This window comes from Affinundibacterium macrobrachii (assembly GCF_014652415.1).
Lineage (GTDB): Bacteria > Pseudomonadota > Gammaproteobacteria > Burkholderiales > Burkholderiaceae_D > Undibacterium > Undibacterium macrobrachii.
Genome location: NZ_BMYT01000002.1, coordinates 270,824 through 284,577, shown reverse-complemented (window position 1 = coordinate 284,577; position 13,754 = coordinate 270,824). Strand labels below are relative to the sequence as shown.

Annotated in this window: 13 protein-coding genes; 7 read left to right on the top strand and 6 right to left on the bottom strand. The window is 45.5% G+C overall.

Annotated features, from left to right (window positions below; all coding sequences use genetic code 11):
* Positions 1 to 120 precede the first annotated feature (120 nt).
* Together IE103_RS07025 and IE103_RS07020 are read left to right on the top strand one after the other, a co-directional pair.
* Complete coding sequence (locus IE103_RS07025) at positions 121 to 579, top strand: BlaI/MecI/CopY family transcriptional regulator (RefSeq protein WP_189345336.1); 459 nt, start codon at positions 121 to 123, stop codon at positions 577 to 579.
* Entirely contained in the window at positions 576 to 2,576 is a 2,001-nt protein-coding gene (locus IE103_RS07020; protein ID WP_189345335.1) for a M56 family metallopeptidase, read from the top strand. Before IE103_RS07025 ends, IE103_RS07020 begins: the two co-directional genes overlap by 4 nt.
* 223 nt (positions 2,577 to 2,799) lie before the next feature.
* Here the strand turns inward: IE103_RS07020 and IE103_RS07015 are convergent, their stop codons facing one another.
* Together IE103_RS07015 and creD are read right to left on the bottom strand one after the other, a co-directional pair.
* On the bottom strand, positions 2,800 to 6,738 hold the full coding sequence (locus IE103_RS07015) for a sensor histidine kinase (protein WP_189345334.1): 3,939 nt from the start codon (positions 6,736 to 6,738) through the stop codon (positions 2,800 to 2,802).
* A gap of 326 nt (positions 6,739 to 7,064) precedes the next feature.
* Positions 7,065 to 8,489, bottom strand: a complete 1,425-nt coding sequence (gene creD / locus IE103_RS07010) for a cell envelope integrity protein CreD (protein ID WP_189345333.1) — start codon at positions 8,487 to 8,489, stop codon at positions 7,065 to 7,067.
* Positions 8,490 to 8,666: 177 nt separating this feature from the next.
* Between creD and IE103_RS18535 the strand changes: the two genes are divergently transcribed.
* On the top strand, positions 8,667 to 8,795 hold the full coding sequence (locus IE103_RS18535; RefSeq protein WP_268248952.1) for a hypothetical protein: 129 nt from the start codon (positions 8,667 to 8,669) through the stop codon (positions 8,793 to 8,795).
* Positions 8,776 to 9,057 carry a hypothetical protein gene (locus IE103_RS07005; RefSeq protein WP_189345332.1) on the top strand — a complete coding sequence of 94 codons (282 nt, stop codon included), beginning with the start codon at positions 8,776 to 8,778 and terminating at the stop codon, positions 9,055 to 9,057. Before IE103_RS18535 ends, IE103_RS07005 begins: the two co-directional genes overlap by 20 nt.
* A 19-nt stretch (positions 9,058 to 9,076) precedes the next feature.
* Here IE103_RS07005 and IE103_RS07000 read toward each other — a convergent pair whose 3' ends face one another.
* From IE103_RS07000 to hpf, 3 genes are all read right to left on the bottom strand, one after another.
* Positions 9,077 to 9,643 (bottom strand): DUF2062 domain-containing protein, encoded by a 567-nt coding sequence (locus tag IE103_RS07000; RefSeq protein WP_189345331.1) that lies wholly within the window; start codon positions 9,641 to 9,643, stop codon positions 9,077 to 9,079.
* Positions 9,644 to 9,657: 14 nt separating this feature from the next.
* Positions 9,658 to 10,149 (bottom strand): hypothetical protein, encoded by a 492-nt coding sequence (locus tag IE103_RS06995; protein WP_189345330.1) that lies wholly within the window; start codon positions 10,147 to 10,149, stop codon positions 9,658 to 9,660.
* Between the two features lie 98 nt (positions 10,150 to 10,247).
* On the bottom strand, positions 10,248 to 10,622 hold the full coding sequence (gene hpf / locus IE103_RS06990; protein WP_189345329.1) for a ribosome hibernation-promoting factor, HPF/YfiA family: 375 nt from the start codon (positions 10,620 to 10,622) through the stop codon (positions 10,248 to 10,250).
* Positions 10,623 to 10,944: 322 nt separating this feature from the next.
* Between hpf and IE103_RS06985 the strand changes: the two genes are divergently transcribed.
* Positions 10,945 to 11,334: an MAPEG family protein gene (locus IE103_RS06985; protein ID WP_189345328.1), complete on the top strand. Its 390-nt coding sequence runs from the start codon at positions 10,945 to 10,947 to the stop codon at positions 11,332 to 11,334.
* 18 nt (positions 11,335 to 11,352) lie between these two features.
* A complete protein-coding gene (locus IE103_RS06980; protein WP_189345327.1) occupies positions 11,353 to 11,574 on the top strand; it encodes a DUF2798 domain-containing protein in 222 nt (73 codons plus the stop codon).
* Between the two features lie 8 nt (positions 11,575 to 11,582).
* Here IE103_RS06980 and IE103_RS06975 read toward each other — a convergent pair whose 3' ends face one another.
* A complete protein-coding gene (locus IE103_RS06975) occupies positions 11,583 to 13,139 on the bottom strand; it encodes a tetratricopeptide repeat protein (RefSeq protein ID WP_189345326.1) in 1,557 nt (518 codons plus the stop codon).
* 131 nt (positions 13,140 to 13,270) lie between these two features.
* Here IE103_RS06975 and IE103_RS06970 point away from each other — a divergent pair, with 131 nt between their 5' ends.
* Complete coding sequence (locus IE103_RS06970) at positions 13,271 to 13,753, top strand: low molecular weight protein-tyrosine-phosphatase (RefSeq protein WP_189345325.1); 483 nt, start codon at positions 13,271 to 13,273, stop codon at positions 13,751 to 13,753.
* The last annotated feature ends 1 nt before the right edge of the window (position 13,754 follow it).

The following is a 13,754-nucleotide window of genomic DNA, read 5'->3' as shown; positions in this document are numbered from 1 at the left end:
ATTGAGTCGTCTAGTGTGGTCTCGGCGACTTCTTTAAAGATTTCGATCGATCTAGAAAAATTTTTCTAGAAAAAATTTTCTAGATGGTCTATGCTGACGATATTCAGAAAAGGAAACTGTATGTCGATCGCAAAAAAAGCCAGTAACTCCGCAACGCAAAATAATGCAACAACGCCCGAGACGAGTGCTATCACTTCGCCGGTTCGCAAGCCGACCGCGGCAGAATTAGCCTTATTGCGCGTGTTGTGGCAACAAGGTCCTGCCACAGCAAAACAAGTTTTCGAACGGGTGCAGTCAGATCGTCCAGAGATCAATCAAGCGACAGTTTTGCGCCAGCTACAAATTATGCATGCCGATAGTTTGCTTACGCGGGATGAAAGTGCGCGTTCGCATGTGTATGCAGCAGCGCAGCCACAAGAAAAATTGCAAACCAATTTGCTCAAGGATTTTATACAGCGTGCTTTCTCAGGATCGGGTAAAGAATTAATCATGGCGGCTTTGAAGGAGCATGTTAGCGATAAAGATCGTGCAGAAATTCAAGCTTTCCTGCACGAGGACAAAAACGGGGGCAAAAAATGAGCGCCAATTTCGACGCATGGATCATGCTGGGAGCAACAGCCCTACTCCACTTTGTCTGGCAAGGCGTGGTGATCGCTGTTGTTGTCGCTGGCTTGCTGCGCTTATTACGTCACGCGTCGGCGCAGTCGCGTTATCTGTTGAACTGCATCGCGCTGAGTTTTTGCTTACTGCTTCCAATTAATTACCTGATTCAAAATGCGCCCGCTCAAGCTAGCGCACAAACGATTTCGCAGACACATATCAAGGACTCATCACCGGTTCCTGCGAACAGCGTCTTGCAAATGGGCGATCCAGCGGAGCAAATGGCCGTGTCACATTTCGCCCATCAGCAGTGGATGGCACTTCAGCCTGTGTTGCCGTATTTGGCGGTGATGTGGGCAATCGGTGTCGCTGTCTTGATCTTGCGATTGTTGCTGGGTTTGCGTTGGGTATCGCAACAAGTGAAGAGCGCGAAACAGTTCAGTGATCCGATTTGGCAAGCCAAGCTGCAACAGATTGCGACCGCAATGGGAGTGAAATCTGTTCTACGTTTGGGAATCTCAACGCAGTTGCCGTTCCCAGTTACCGCTGGTTGGTGGCGCCCGATCGTGATACTACCGGCCTCACTATTGAGTGGTATGCCACCGCATTTGGTGGAAGCCTTATTGGCGCATGAAGTCGCACATATAAAACGTTTTGATTATCTGATTAATTTGTTGCAGAGCTTGATTGAAATTGTCTTGTTTTATCACCCAGTTGTTTGGTGGTTATCCAAGCAAATTCGACAAGAGCGAGAACAAATTGCAGATGATTTAGCTGCAAGTCTGTTAGGCGAACCGCGGCGTCTAGCACTTGCATTATCCGAGCTGGAGCAATTCCAGTTTATTCAACCTCAACTCGCCCAAGGGGCACATGGAGGAAATCTTATGTTACGTATTAAACGATTGATACAAACCGATGCAACAATCAAGACCGCGGGCTGGAAACTGGTACTGCCAAGTCTTGGATTGGGAGCCACATGTCTTGCATTATTTGCGCAGGCCAATGTATTGAGTCCGGCGACACCGATTGCGTCGCCACATCCTGTACCAGCCGTCGCTGCTGAGGCAATTGCTAACACTGGCTCGACTACGATTGCTAGTACAACTTCTAGTACAAGCGCTAGCACCATGGTGACCACCACTTCAGCTAATACTGCTACCAACACTTCGCTGACAACCAGCGTCGCTGCGATGCCACCACTAGTGCAAAGTAAAAGCGAAAAAAATATTATGCAGTTTGCCTTGGTTAAGCCAGATCGCAGCGCTACGACTTTCGTGCGTAGTGACCGCAAAGGAATGGCTGAAATTGAAAAGCTTAAGCGCGAAAATTCGCAAGAATTCTTGTGGTTTGTCGAGAAAGGGCAGTCATATTTAATCAAAGACCAGGCCATATTGGATCAAGCCAACGCTGCGCATAAGCCGATGCAGGACTTGGGCGAGCAAATGGAAGCGCAAGGCAAAAAGATGGAAGCGCATGGCGCGGTGATGGAAAGATTGGGCGAACAAATGCAAACATTGAGCGACGTGCAGCCAGGATTTGATGAAAAAATCAGTGCACAGTTCGATGCAAAAATGCGAGCCCATGAAGCTAAAATGGCTGCGTTTGAATTGAAAATGCAAGCTGCCGCAGCAAAAGTCGAAAACGCTAAAGATGCGCAAGCACGTCAAGATGCTTTGAGCGCACTACAGAAAGAGCAATCAAAGTATCAGCATCTAATGCAAGATTTTCAAAAAAACGCACAGGTGTTTCAACAACAGCAGCAACAATTAAGTCAACAATACGAGAAATCGCTTGAGCCACTAAAAGCCTTAGAGAAACAAATGGCGGACGCGGCAAAGCCAATGGAAGCGCTCGGTAAGCAAATGGATCAGATGGGCAAACAGATGGATAAAATGTCGCAACAAGCAGAGCAGCAAATCTGGAGCTTGATACAAACCGCGAAGCAAAAAGGTTTGGTCACGCCGATTAAAAGTTGAGACTGAAATCTGAGACTGAAATCTGAGATAAATAGCTTGAGCTTAGTTAGGTAAGTTAAGTAAATTAAATTAGCTAAGTTAGCTAAGCTAAGTTGATTGAAGTAAGCTGCGACGGTGTGAGATCGACTACAACAAGATGTCGATCTCACACATCAACAAGGCGTTCATCTGCATTGCGTGAATTATTTTGTTGATGCATCTTTACAGCGTTTTTTTTCATCACCTAAGTCACATTAAGAGGTAGTTCCAAACGAAACGTTGTGCCCTCGCCCATCACACTTTCAACAAAAATTTGCCCGCCCAATAGTGAGGTCACGATATTGTAAGTGACGTTTAAGCCCAATCCTGAGCCGCCGTGACCGAGCTTTGTGGTAAAGAAAGGTTCAAAAATACGGTGCAGAAAATCTTCAGGAATGCCGACGCCATTATCTTTAAATGTGATTTGCACATGATCATTCCCTAAGCGTTGCGCGCTAATCGTCATCTGCCCATGCTTGCGACCATCAAATGCATGCAGCATGGCGTTTTGCAATAAATTAATCAGTACTTGTCCGTAAGGGCCGGGGTAACTGTGCATCGTAATTTTTTCAGGAATATCGACGACCAGTTGGTGTTCCGCGTGCCGTACTTGATTCATCATCGTGGCGATGATTTCGGCAGTGGTTTGTTTTAAATCGAAATGTCTTAGCTGTGCACTGGCTTGATCGACAGCGACTTGCTTAAAACTACTAACCAAATTGGCGCTGGTATTTAAGCTACGTAGCAGCATCGTGACCGCTTCTTGGCAGCGTTCAGCAAAATTTTTGAAATCAGAACGTTTCACTGGACCCGATTCAATTTTTTCCGAAATCTGTTGCACATTGTCTTCAATTGAACTGGCGATGAGCAAGCTATTGCCAAGTGGTGTATTTAACTCATGCGCAACACCTGCAACTAAAGATCCTAACGCTGCCAGTTTCTCGCGTTCGACCAATTGCGCCTGTGTCTCTTGTAGTCGTTGATAGGCTTCTGCATTATCCATCGCAATTCCAACATACGATGCCAATGTGCGTAACACGTCGAGGTCGGTCGTTTCGTAGGCATGTGTCTGGTAGCTTTGCACACAGATGATGCCGCGAATTTCTGATTTGACGAAAAATGGTACGTATAAGACAGAAAGTGGCGTTCCAGAAGGACTGCCATCTTCTAACACCGCGCCCCAAGTTTCTGGATTAATCGTGAATGACAAGTCTTGAATATAGTTTTGATACTCTTGGTACAAGTCTGCGATAAAAATCTCACGCTTATGCTCAATACACCAGACTGGCAGTTGATTTTTATTGTTGAAATCGCGCACGTATGGAGCGTATGGTTTTCCATCTTCAATCACGAATGGAAATTCAATTAGCTGTCGGTCTCGATCATAGAAACCGATCCCAAACACAGTCGCGTCCATCAAATTATTTACATTACGGTACAGTAAATCAATAATCGCTTCGGTGTTGAGTGTGGCGGTGATTCGTTTTCCTATCTCACTTAATAGCGAGATATTTCTGTGCGCATGTTCGAGCGTTTCTTTTTGTTTTTCGACCGCGACTTTTTGGTTCTGTAGTTCTTGCGTGCGGTGTGCGACTTGCTCTTCCAGCAAAAGTTTTTGCTGCATCAGTTGACGTACTCTGAGCAAGAAGATGGCATAGGTCAGCCCGATCAAGAAAACCAGTACTAAAATTCTGAACCACCATGTCTTCCAAAACGGCGGTGCGATATAAATCACTAATTCCTGCGCTTGCTCACTCCACACATCATTTTTATTGCTGGCCTTTACCCTAAATACATAACGACCTGGATCAAGATTGGTATACGTCGCAAAACGTTTCTTGGCATCCGTTTCAACCCATTTTTGATCAAATCCTTCTAGTTGATAGGCATAGCGATTTTCGTTGGGATCGGCATAATGTAGCGCAGAAAATTCGATAGAAAAAATCGAATCAAGGTAGCTTAAATAAATATCTTTGACTTCATGTATCGAAGTTTGCAGCCGCGGCTCACCATCTTTATGCAATTTGCTAAGCGATTGATTCGAGATTAGAAAGTCCGTGATCAGAACTTTAGGAGGAATGGTGTTTTCCGAAATTTCTTCTGGTTTGAATCGTGTCAAACCTGTCCAGCCACCGAAATTCATAATGCCATCTTCGGACTGATACACCGCACCGATTAAAAACGAACCTTGTATCATGCCGTCTTTATCTGTGAAATTTTTGAACTTAGCAGTGTTGATATCCAAGCGCGAAATCCCTGCGGTGCTACTGATCCAAATATTGCCAGATTTGTCCTCTAAAATTCCACCTACTGATTCGGCCGAACCATCGGCACGCGTTGGAAAAAATTGAAACTGCATACGCCCATCGGCACCTTGTTTCATTTGATTCAAACCGCCTGAGGTACCTATCCATAAATGACTTTTGCTATCAACGAATAAACTGTGCACACGATTGTGGCTCAGACTCCGCGTATCTTTCTCATCGTGGCGGAAATGCACAAAGCGTTCGGTTTGTTTATCAAAATAATCCAAGCCGTTCATGGTGCCGATCCAGATTCTTCCTTGATGATCTTCCACCAAAGCCATTGCCCAATTGTTGGTTAGGCTATGTGGATCATCAGCGTCGTGTCGGAATGTGGTGAAGTGATTTTGACCCGGCAGTTTTCGGTGTAGGCCGCCACGGCTAGAAACCCACAAGGTACCGGTGCGATCGAGTATCGAACGTTCAATATAATTATCGTTCGCATCATGGCTGATAAATACGGGCGTAAAGGTGTTTTTTGCTGGATCAAAAAAAGTCAGACCGGTTCGCGTGCCTATCCACATTCTGCCGTTTTTCTCCGGCAAAAAGCTGACGATTTGATTGTCTTGTAGCGCGAGTTTTTTTCCAGTTTGTTTTTGCCAGATTTCGACCTTGCGATTGTTTAAGTTCATTTTTAACAAACCGCCGGAGTAAGTGCCTAGCCATAAATGGTCGGGGTCCGCCGCTGTGATCGCACGAATCCGATTGTCACTGGTGCCAGTGGCATCATCTTGTAGTTGAACATAGCGATGAAAGCCACCACTCGCCAGATCGACACGACTTAAACCGGATGATCTCGTCCCTATCCACAGTACACCAGTTTGATCTTGCAGAATTTTGCTGACATGGTTATGGAGCAGGCTGTTAGGATCGAGTGGGCGATGTCGAAATTGTTCAAATTTTCCGCTAGTTTGATTGAGTCGAAACAATCCTTGATTGATCGTACCTACCCAAAGCGTATCGTTTTTATCGTGATACAGAGTTTGAATATGCGCAAGTTCAAAACCCTCGGCATCGCCAAATGCTTGAACTTGTTTGTTTTCACTAGTGAGTGCGATTTTGCTTAGACCTGCATCGCTACCTATCCACAAGACTTGTTGGCGGTCGATAGACAGGGAAATAATGCTATTTTGGCGTAACTTAGAGCGATTATTTAAGTCGAGTTGGATGTGTGTAAACTTCTTGGTGACAGGATTAAATTGATCTAGGCCGATCGGCGTGCCTATCCATAAATTATGCTGTGCATCGCTGACCATGTCAGTGATTAGATTGTCACGCAAACTAGTAGGATCGTCTTTGTCATGTTGATAGTCCTCAAACTGATGGCTGCGCATATCAAAATGCATTAAGCCATAATCGGTTGCCAGCCACAGTCCTTCGGCACCATCGTTGACGATAGCATAGACTTTGTAATTACCCGATAAAACAGCGTCTTTTCCGCCCCGCAGAAAGTTGGTGAAACTATTGCTGTGGCGATCGTAAATACTTAAACCAGATTGCGTGCCTACCCATAGATTGCCGTCACGGTGAACGTAAAGCGCAGAAGTAAAATTGTCACTCAATGTTTTCGGGTTGAGCGGATCACTGCGAAATACCGTGCTGCGATAACCATCAAATTTAATCAAGCCTGCTTGCGTACCAAACCACATAAAACCTTGCTGATCTTGTGCAATCGCTGTAATGGATTGATAGCTAAAGCCTTGGTCAGGGCCAATGTGATCGAAACGTAGCGAGCCTAAATTAGCGGCCAAAGTAGTGGGGAATATCGCGCAGCATAGCAGCACACTTAGCGTAAATCGCCAAGTTCCTAGCAATCGTAACAGCGTAAAACCTATCTTCATGAAAAGTTCAGCTTGCTCGAAAATGGAATGCAAATCGGTAGGCGCGAAGACGATGCGATATGTGCGAACTAGGGTGAACTTGTATCCACAAATCGTTCGACAAAATTTGTCTTGGAGTAATCTTAGACCACATTTGCAGAGTACGCATCTGCAAATGATGTTTCGTGGTTTTTCGGCTGTTTCTATAAAAGTGTATATGAAAACTTAAGTGCCACTTACAGCAGAGAATAGCGACACTTATTTCCAAAAATAAAATGCTTTATCGCATGGATAGCGGCTAGCCTAAGATGAGCACTAGCCGCGTTTTTTGATGACTTGTTGATGACTTAAGCTGTCGTCGTTGAATTATTGCTTAGGGATTGTTTGCCGATTTGATACCAATCGACTTTGCGAGTGATTAACATGATGGCTGCCAGCACGCTAAACAGTAAGATACTTCCCATGACCAAGGCATTATTCTCAGATTGAAGCAGGCCAAACAGAACCCCATACAAGAGCGTGAGTGCGACACCAAAGCCGACCCCGCGTTTCCAACTTCTTAATGCATAGCTGAGATAAAAGCTGATCAAGGATAAACAAGCGGTACTCGCAATCATATAGGCCCAAACAAATTGTAGGTGTTCAGACAAACTCACCAACAGCAAGAAAAACAGAACTAATGCCAGCCCAACTAAAGCATATTGAATTGGATGGATAGGCAATTGTTTTAAGAGTTCAAACAGAAAGAAGGCAGCAAAACTCAGTGCGACAAACAGCAGACCATATTTAATCGCGCGATCAGATTGTGAGTAGATATTAATCGGCTCAATAAAGGCAACGCCAAAGCTATCGACGCTAGCCACACTTGGTGCAGCGGCTTCGACCCCGTTAGGAGCGCTGGTCAGCACTCTCGTCTCTTGTTGACCGTATTCGCTCCCCAAAAATTGTTGTTGTGCGTTGCTAGATAAAGAAGAAATTTTCCAAGTAGCCTGAAAGCCGCTGGCATCGATCTTACGCTCTTTGGGCGACGGCAAGAAGCGACCATAGAATTGTGGATGTTCCCATTTAGAGCGTATCGTCACTTGATTATTTTTTGCGATCGGAACTAAGGAGAATTGTTCGATACCATCGATATGTAAGCTGAGTGTGAAGGCAATAGTTTTGTTATTTTCAGTCGGGATTTTTCCGATAAGCGCGTGCAAACCTTGCTTGATATAGTTGAGCTGGCTATTTTGTTGGAATTCGATTTCTTGAGCATCCCAACGCATGCTAGGTACATTTTTTAAGCCCCGCGTATCACTGAGCCCGATACTCACAAAGGCATTTCCAAGCACGATCGTTGAACCGGATTTTTCGCGTTGAAATGCACTTTGGTTTGGCAAATGAAAACTACCATTGATATCGTTTTGGCCGCTATATACCAACACTTTATGTATGCCACGATAGCGTTGATCGGTATCAATCGTCGATTGCATTTTTAGTTCATCGGGGAACACATATAAACGTTTTTGTAAGTTACGTTGGCGTTTGATTGTGTGTTTTGTAGCGGCATTGACGACTTCTTCTTCCTCGTATTGTTCGCTGTAAGGAATTACCAAAATCGGTCCGAGTAATGTTTGCTGTCCGACTGAATCAGCTGCAATACTTCGCACCGCCTCGTTACGAAAATTACTACGGGCTTTGATTGTGTCTTCAATCATCATTAATGGAATGCCAATAATCAGCATTAGCAGCCCGACAGTCAGGGATTTGATAAATAAAGTTTTTTGCATGTTCGACTCCAAGTTGAAGAGTCTGCACTGTAGCCGTGCTGTATGAAGTGAGAATGAAGCACAAATTAGCTTATGTGTGCTGAGTGTGAATTGACAACATGCTTGTGAAAATCCATTCTTGATGCCAGAATTGCACGCTGCGTATGCGCTTCTGCCTTATCGATGTGGAATGGACATATGCATAGACACCAGCCAAGCGTCGCGGTGTCGCACCGTGGTGCTGATCGTGCAGTGGTGCCGCCAATCATGGCTGATGTCTTAATTGTTATTCGAAAAATCGCCTTGTATGCAAAGTGCTCAATTTAAATCCGACCCGCAATTTCAATATCCACCGATTTGGCGTCGTGTGCTGTGCACGCTAGGCTATTCTGTCGGTGCTTTTGCAGGCATTTCTGTATTAGGTGTTTTACTAGTGCATGTCGATTGCCAACTAGAAGACAAATGTAGTACCAGCGATAGAATTATCGATACCTTATTGAGTGCCGCTTGGCTTGTTGCGACTTTGTTCGCGGCTTTTAAGGCTTGGCGCGGCGAGTTGCCTGGTTGTCGCAAACAGTTGCGGACTTAAGCTTCGTCTCGCCGTGCATTTAATCTAGTCTGCTGGCTCTCGCCTGTCGCTGCCTTAGTCGATTACGCATCATCATATATTGACTAACACGCCAAATTAACTGCATGCCGCAATACGCCAGCGCCGCCATGGCGCAAGAAAGAATCAGCATACCGACCAACCAAGGCGCACCCAAGTCACCGATCCAGTTAGTCCAATTTTGAATAGCCGTAATTGGTGCGGTCCAATCTGCCACTGGTAAAGCGGGTAGTGCCTGCCAGTTTGATTCACCCAAAATACTTTGTCCCACCATATAGGCAAGCATGTATAAGGGCACGATGGTCAGCGGATTGGTCAAAAATGTTCCGACTAAAGCCATCGGCAAATTGACTCGCAATAAAATCGTTAGCGCGAGCGCTGAAATCATTTGCAAGGGGCCGGGAATCATTCCACAAAAAACGCCGATAGCCAAACCGATTGCGATTTTATCGCGTTGCACTTCCCATAATTCTGGAATATCTAGCCGGCCGGTAAAGCGCCGGCTCACCGAGAACTGCTGTATGCTTTGTTGATTAGGTAATACCCGACGCAAAAACTTTTTTGGCATGGTTAGATCGACGATTAAAAATGCATTTCAATAATTGAAGGTGGACGTGCGTTAGATTGCTGCGTAAGCATATCGTTCGGGTTGTGGGCTTGTTTGCTTTCTTTAGTCAATTCCAGATCCCAAATTTGCATAGCACGAGACAGCAAAATCGTCTCACTGTCACTTAAGTAGTTGTCCGCATCGACCACTGCCAGCATCATACGCAGTAAGAACTTGCGATGCTGTGGGTCTTGGATCTCTATCAGCATGGCATCAATGCTGCGTTCAGTCAGTTCGTCATCAAGGTCAATTCGTCCTAGGTGATATCCAGGCATCGATTGCAGCATGTCTTCACATAATTCTTGAACGATATCGTTAAATGTAGCGGTTGATATGCCGATATGTTCCAACACGCTGTGATGATGAATCACATCCAATTCCGTTTTATCTAAACCACCATCAACCAGCATCGATAAAGCGATGATTCTTGCCATGGCTTCTGGACTATCTGTGCGATATTGCCTCATTGCTCAACTCCTTAATTGGGTTACGATAAAGTGTGAAATTGCTTAATACTTCTTAATACTTATGGCCGGATCTTAGACACCGCATACTCAGTGCACTGTTAATTTGCATCGTCGGTCAGCGCTTCTGCTGGGCTGTCTGTGTGATGCTTTTTAAGACTAGCATGCGGATGTTCACGAGCACGCTCTATCCGTTTGCTTAACACGCGTTCCATACGATTTGCCGCTTTGTCGATGGCAACATAGAGATCGGATTCTAATTCGTCGATCACGATGTCTTGCATGCCAACCAGCGGGATTTGGATCAAACAGCGTTTGTCTTCGCCACCACGTGGACCATTGACGTCAGACAATCTGACATGAATCGTGCGCAGTTCATCATGTGCCCAATCGGTCGCAAAACCTAGACGCTTTTTGGTATGTTCGCGTAAGCCATCGGTTAATTCAAAACCACGTGCTTGTATATCGATTTGCATATTATTTCTCCTTGTCGTTGTGTGACGTCCGGCGCCACACCACTAATCTATGGGTGATTGATGCTTCTTTCAAATCGAATATAAATGACATTTACTTCGAAAAAACCGATCTATTAAATTGCACTGATTTTCGGCGGGTAATTGATAGATGATTATTCGCTATCACTTTAGATGGTGCTCTCAAACTGGATAAAGCAAATTCGATTATGATGCGACGCTAGCTATCGCAAAGGTGAATCAGCGCAGTTAGTAAAGGACAATTCGTAAATCCAGCATCTCAGTACGATGGATGCAGTATTTCTAATCACAGAGGGAGCAATTGATGACTATCGCAAATTGGTGTGTATTAGCAGCCTGTTTTTTGCCGGTAATTACGGTCGGTTTTGCTAAGGCCAGTAGCGCTAAATTATCGCGCCGCAAAGGCGGTTACGATAACGACCATCCACGTGAATGGGAGGCCAAACTCACTGGCTGGCCACAGCGTGCAATCGCTGCACAAAAAAATGGTTTTGAAGCCTTGCCTTTGTTTATCGCTGGCGTAGTTTTGGCGCAGCAAGCACAAGCCAATCAGACGAATATTGATGGTCTGGCCATCGCTTTTATTATTTTGCGCTGCCTTTATGTTGCCGCGTATTTACTCAATCGCAGCACACTGCGCTCCTTGATCTGGTTCGGTGGCGTCGGTGTTAGCGTTGCTCTATTTTTTCAATAAAACCAATCCTAATTGCTTATGACCAAAGAAAAGAAACAACAACTAACGTTTGCCTTCATCATGTCGATGCTAATGGCATTTTGTATGTCAGGTATCTTAACGGCAGTGAACACAGGCTTGGATGGTGGATTTATATCACGCTGGTTGCACGCCTTTTTGGTAGCGTGGGCTTGTGCCTTCCCACTAGTTTTATTATTTGCACCTATCACGCGCAAATTGGTAGCACGCATTGTTGTTTGAACTTGAGTTTAATTCTTCTGTAGAACCAAAATTAAACTAGTAAGGTTTTGTTGTCCATCACGCCGACCAAAGTGTCGGCTGCAATGTGATATGTTGAATCCGTATTGGTCTGCTAGCCTTGTAAGATAAGGGGCTGAATGGGCATAGCGCTGCGATGCTTGTAGGCAGATTTCGGCTGAGTCGGATTCCTCGACTGAGAAAGCGACATAGCCACCGGCCTGTAAGCGATCATGGAACAAAGCAAACAAGCGTTCTAAGTCGCCCAAATACACGAGCACGTCAGCGGCAATCAGTAAGTCGGCTGTGTTGGATTGCTGCGCAAGATAATGCAAAATATCATCGCATACCAAGTCATCATAGACCGCTCTTGCTCGGGCTTTTGCTAGCATATTTTCAGATAAATCGACCCCAGTGACACGCGTGGCAATCGCCGCAAGAAAATCTCCACATAAGCCCGTGCCACAACCAAGATCAATCGCATGGCTTAATAGCCTGTTTTGTCCTATCCTCAAGTCCTGCAAAGCGGCCTGCAAGAGTTGCGGCACTTGATATGCCAACTGTTCTTGTAAATGCGTATCAAAGTGATCTGCATATTGATCAAATAGCTCTTTGACGTAACTAGCAGGCGCTGCTGCTGGCGTTGGTGCTGCCCCTAACGCAGCCAGATGATAGGTAACTTGCTGTTGTAATGACTCGTCGGGTTGACCTTGGCTGTGCGTTGCTGCTAGAGCCGCTTGATAATGTTCAAGCGCTGCTTCTTTTTGTTGTAGACGCTGATACACATGCGCTGCATGCAAATACGCTTTGGCAAATTGGGGGCGCAAGCAGATTGCGTGTTGAAAATCTTCTAGCGCTGCGATGTCGCGCTGCAATTTTGTCGAAACCATGCCGCGATTGCAGTACATCGCCGCAATTTTTTCTGGATTGGTATGACGGCCATCGGCAGTCAGTGTCAACTCTAGGGCACGGGTATAAGCTGCATACGCCTGATCGTATAGGCGCAACTGTTGCAAGCTAAACGCGCGGGCAAATTCCGCTTCGATATAGTTGTGCTTGAGTTTGAGTGCATCATCAAAATCCTGTATGGCTTGGCTGTGCTGCTCTAGTGCCTGCAAACAAATCCCACGGTTTAAAAAGGCTTCGGGATAATTGATTTGTAGTTCCAGCGCCTTAGTAAAACTTTCTAAAGCTTCGGGATAGCGTTCTAAGGACCGCAAACTATTGCCGCGATTATTCCAAGCTAAGGCGTAGTCAGCATTGATCGATAGTGCCAAATCGTAGCAAGCAAGTGCTTGTTTGGAATTGCCAATTTGCTGGAATGTCGCGCCTAAATTGCAATGCACTTTAGCGTCGCGCGGATTGCTCTGGATTGCTTTGGCAAAAAAGTTTAGCGCCGTTTGCGTATCACCTCGCTGTTTCGCGATCAAACCTATCATGTGCAAAGCATCAAATTGTTGTGCATCGATTTGCAAAACCTGCACGTAGAGATCTTCGGCTTGTTGCAGAAAACCTTGTTGATGTTTGATGATCGCTTGTTGTAGCAATGTGGGAATGTGGTGAGACATACTGGTTGGCGATATGAATCAAGTGCAGCGAGGTCGCTATTAAAACATACCATGAAGGCTAAGGCTATGTTGACGTGAGGCTTGCGTCATCTCTGACTATAATTACGGCTTCACAAGAGGAGGCACTCATCATGAATCCGCACAAAACGACTTCGATATTATTTGTTTGCATGGGGAACATTTGTCGTTCGCCTACTGCCGAAGGTGTGTTTCGCGGTAAAGCCGACGCGGCTGACATGCTCGCGCAATTGCAGATTGATTCGGCGGGAACCCATGCCTACCATGTTGGTGAACAACCCGACCCGCGATCTCAAGAATATGCCTTGAAGCGCGGTTATGATTTGTCGCCACAGCGAGCGCGCCAAGTGTGCGATGCCGATTTTCAACAGTTTGATTTGATCCTTGCCATGGACAAAGAAAATCTAAGGCATTTACAAAATCAATGTCCGGCAAAGTATCAACATAAACTCAAGTTGATGATGTCATATGCCAGCCATAGCCCATCCGATGTGGTGCCCGATCCTTATTACGGTGGCGGTCGTGGTTTTGATACGGTGTTAGATTACATCGAAGATGCCGCCGATGGTCTATTGGCGGCATTGCAGAAATCTTGAA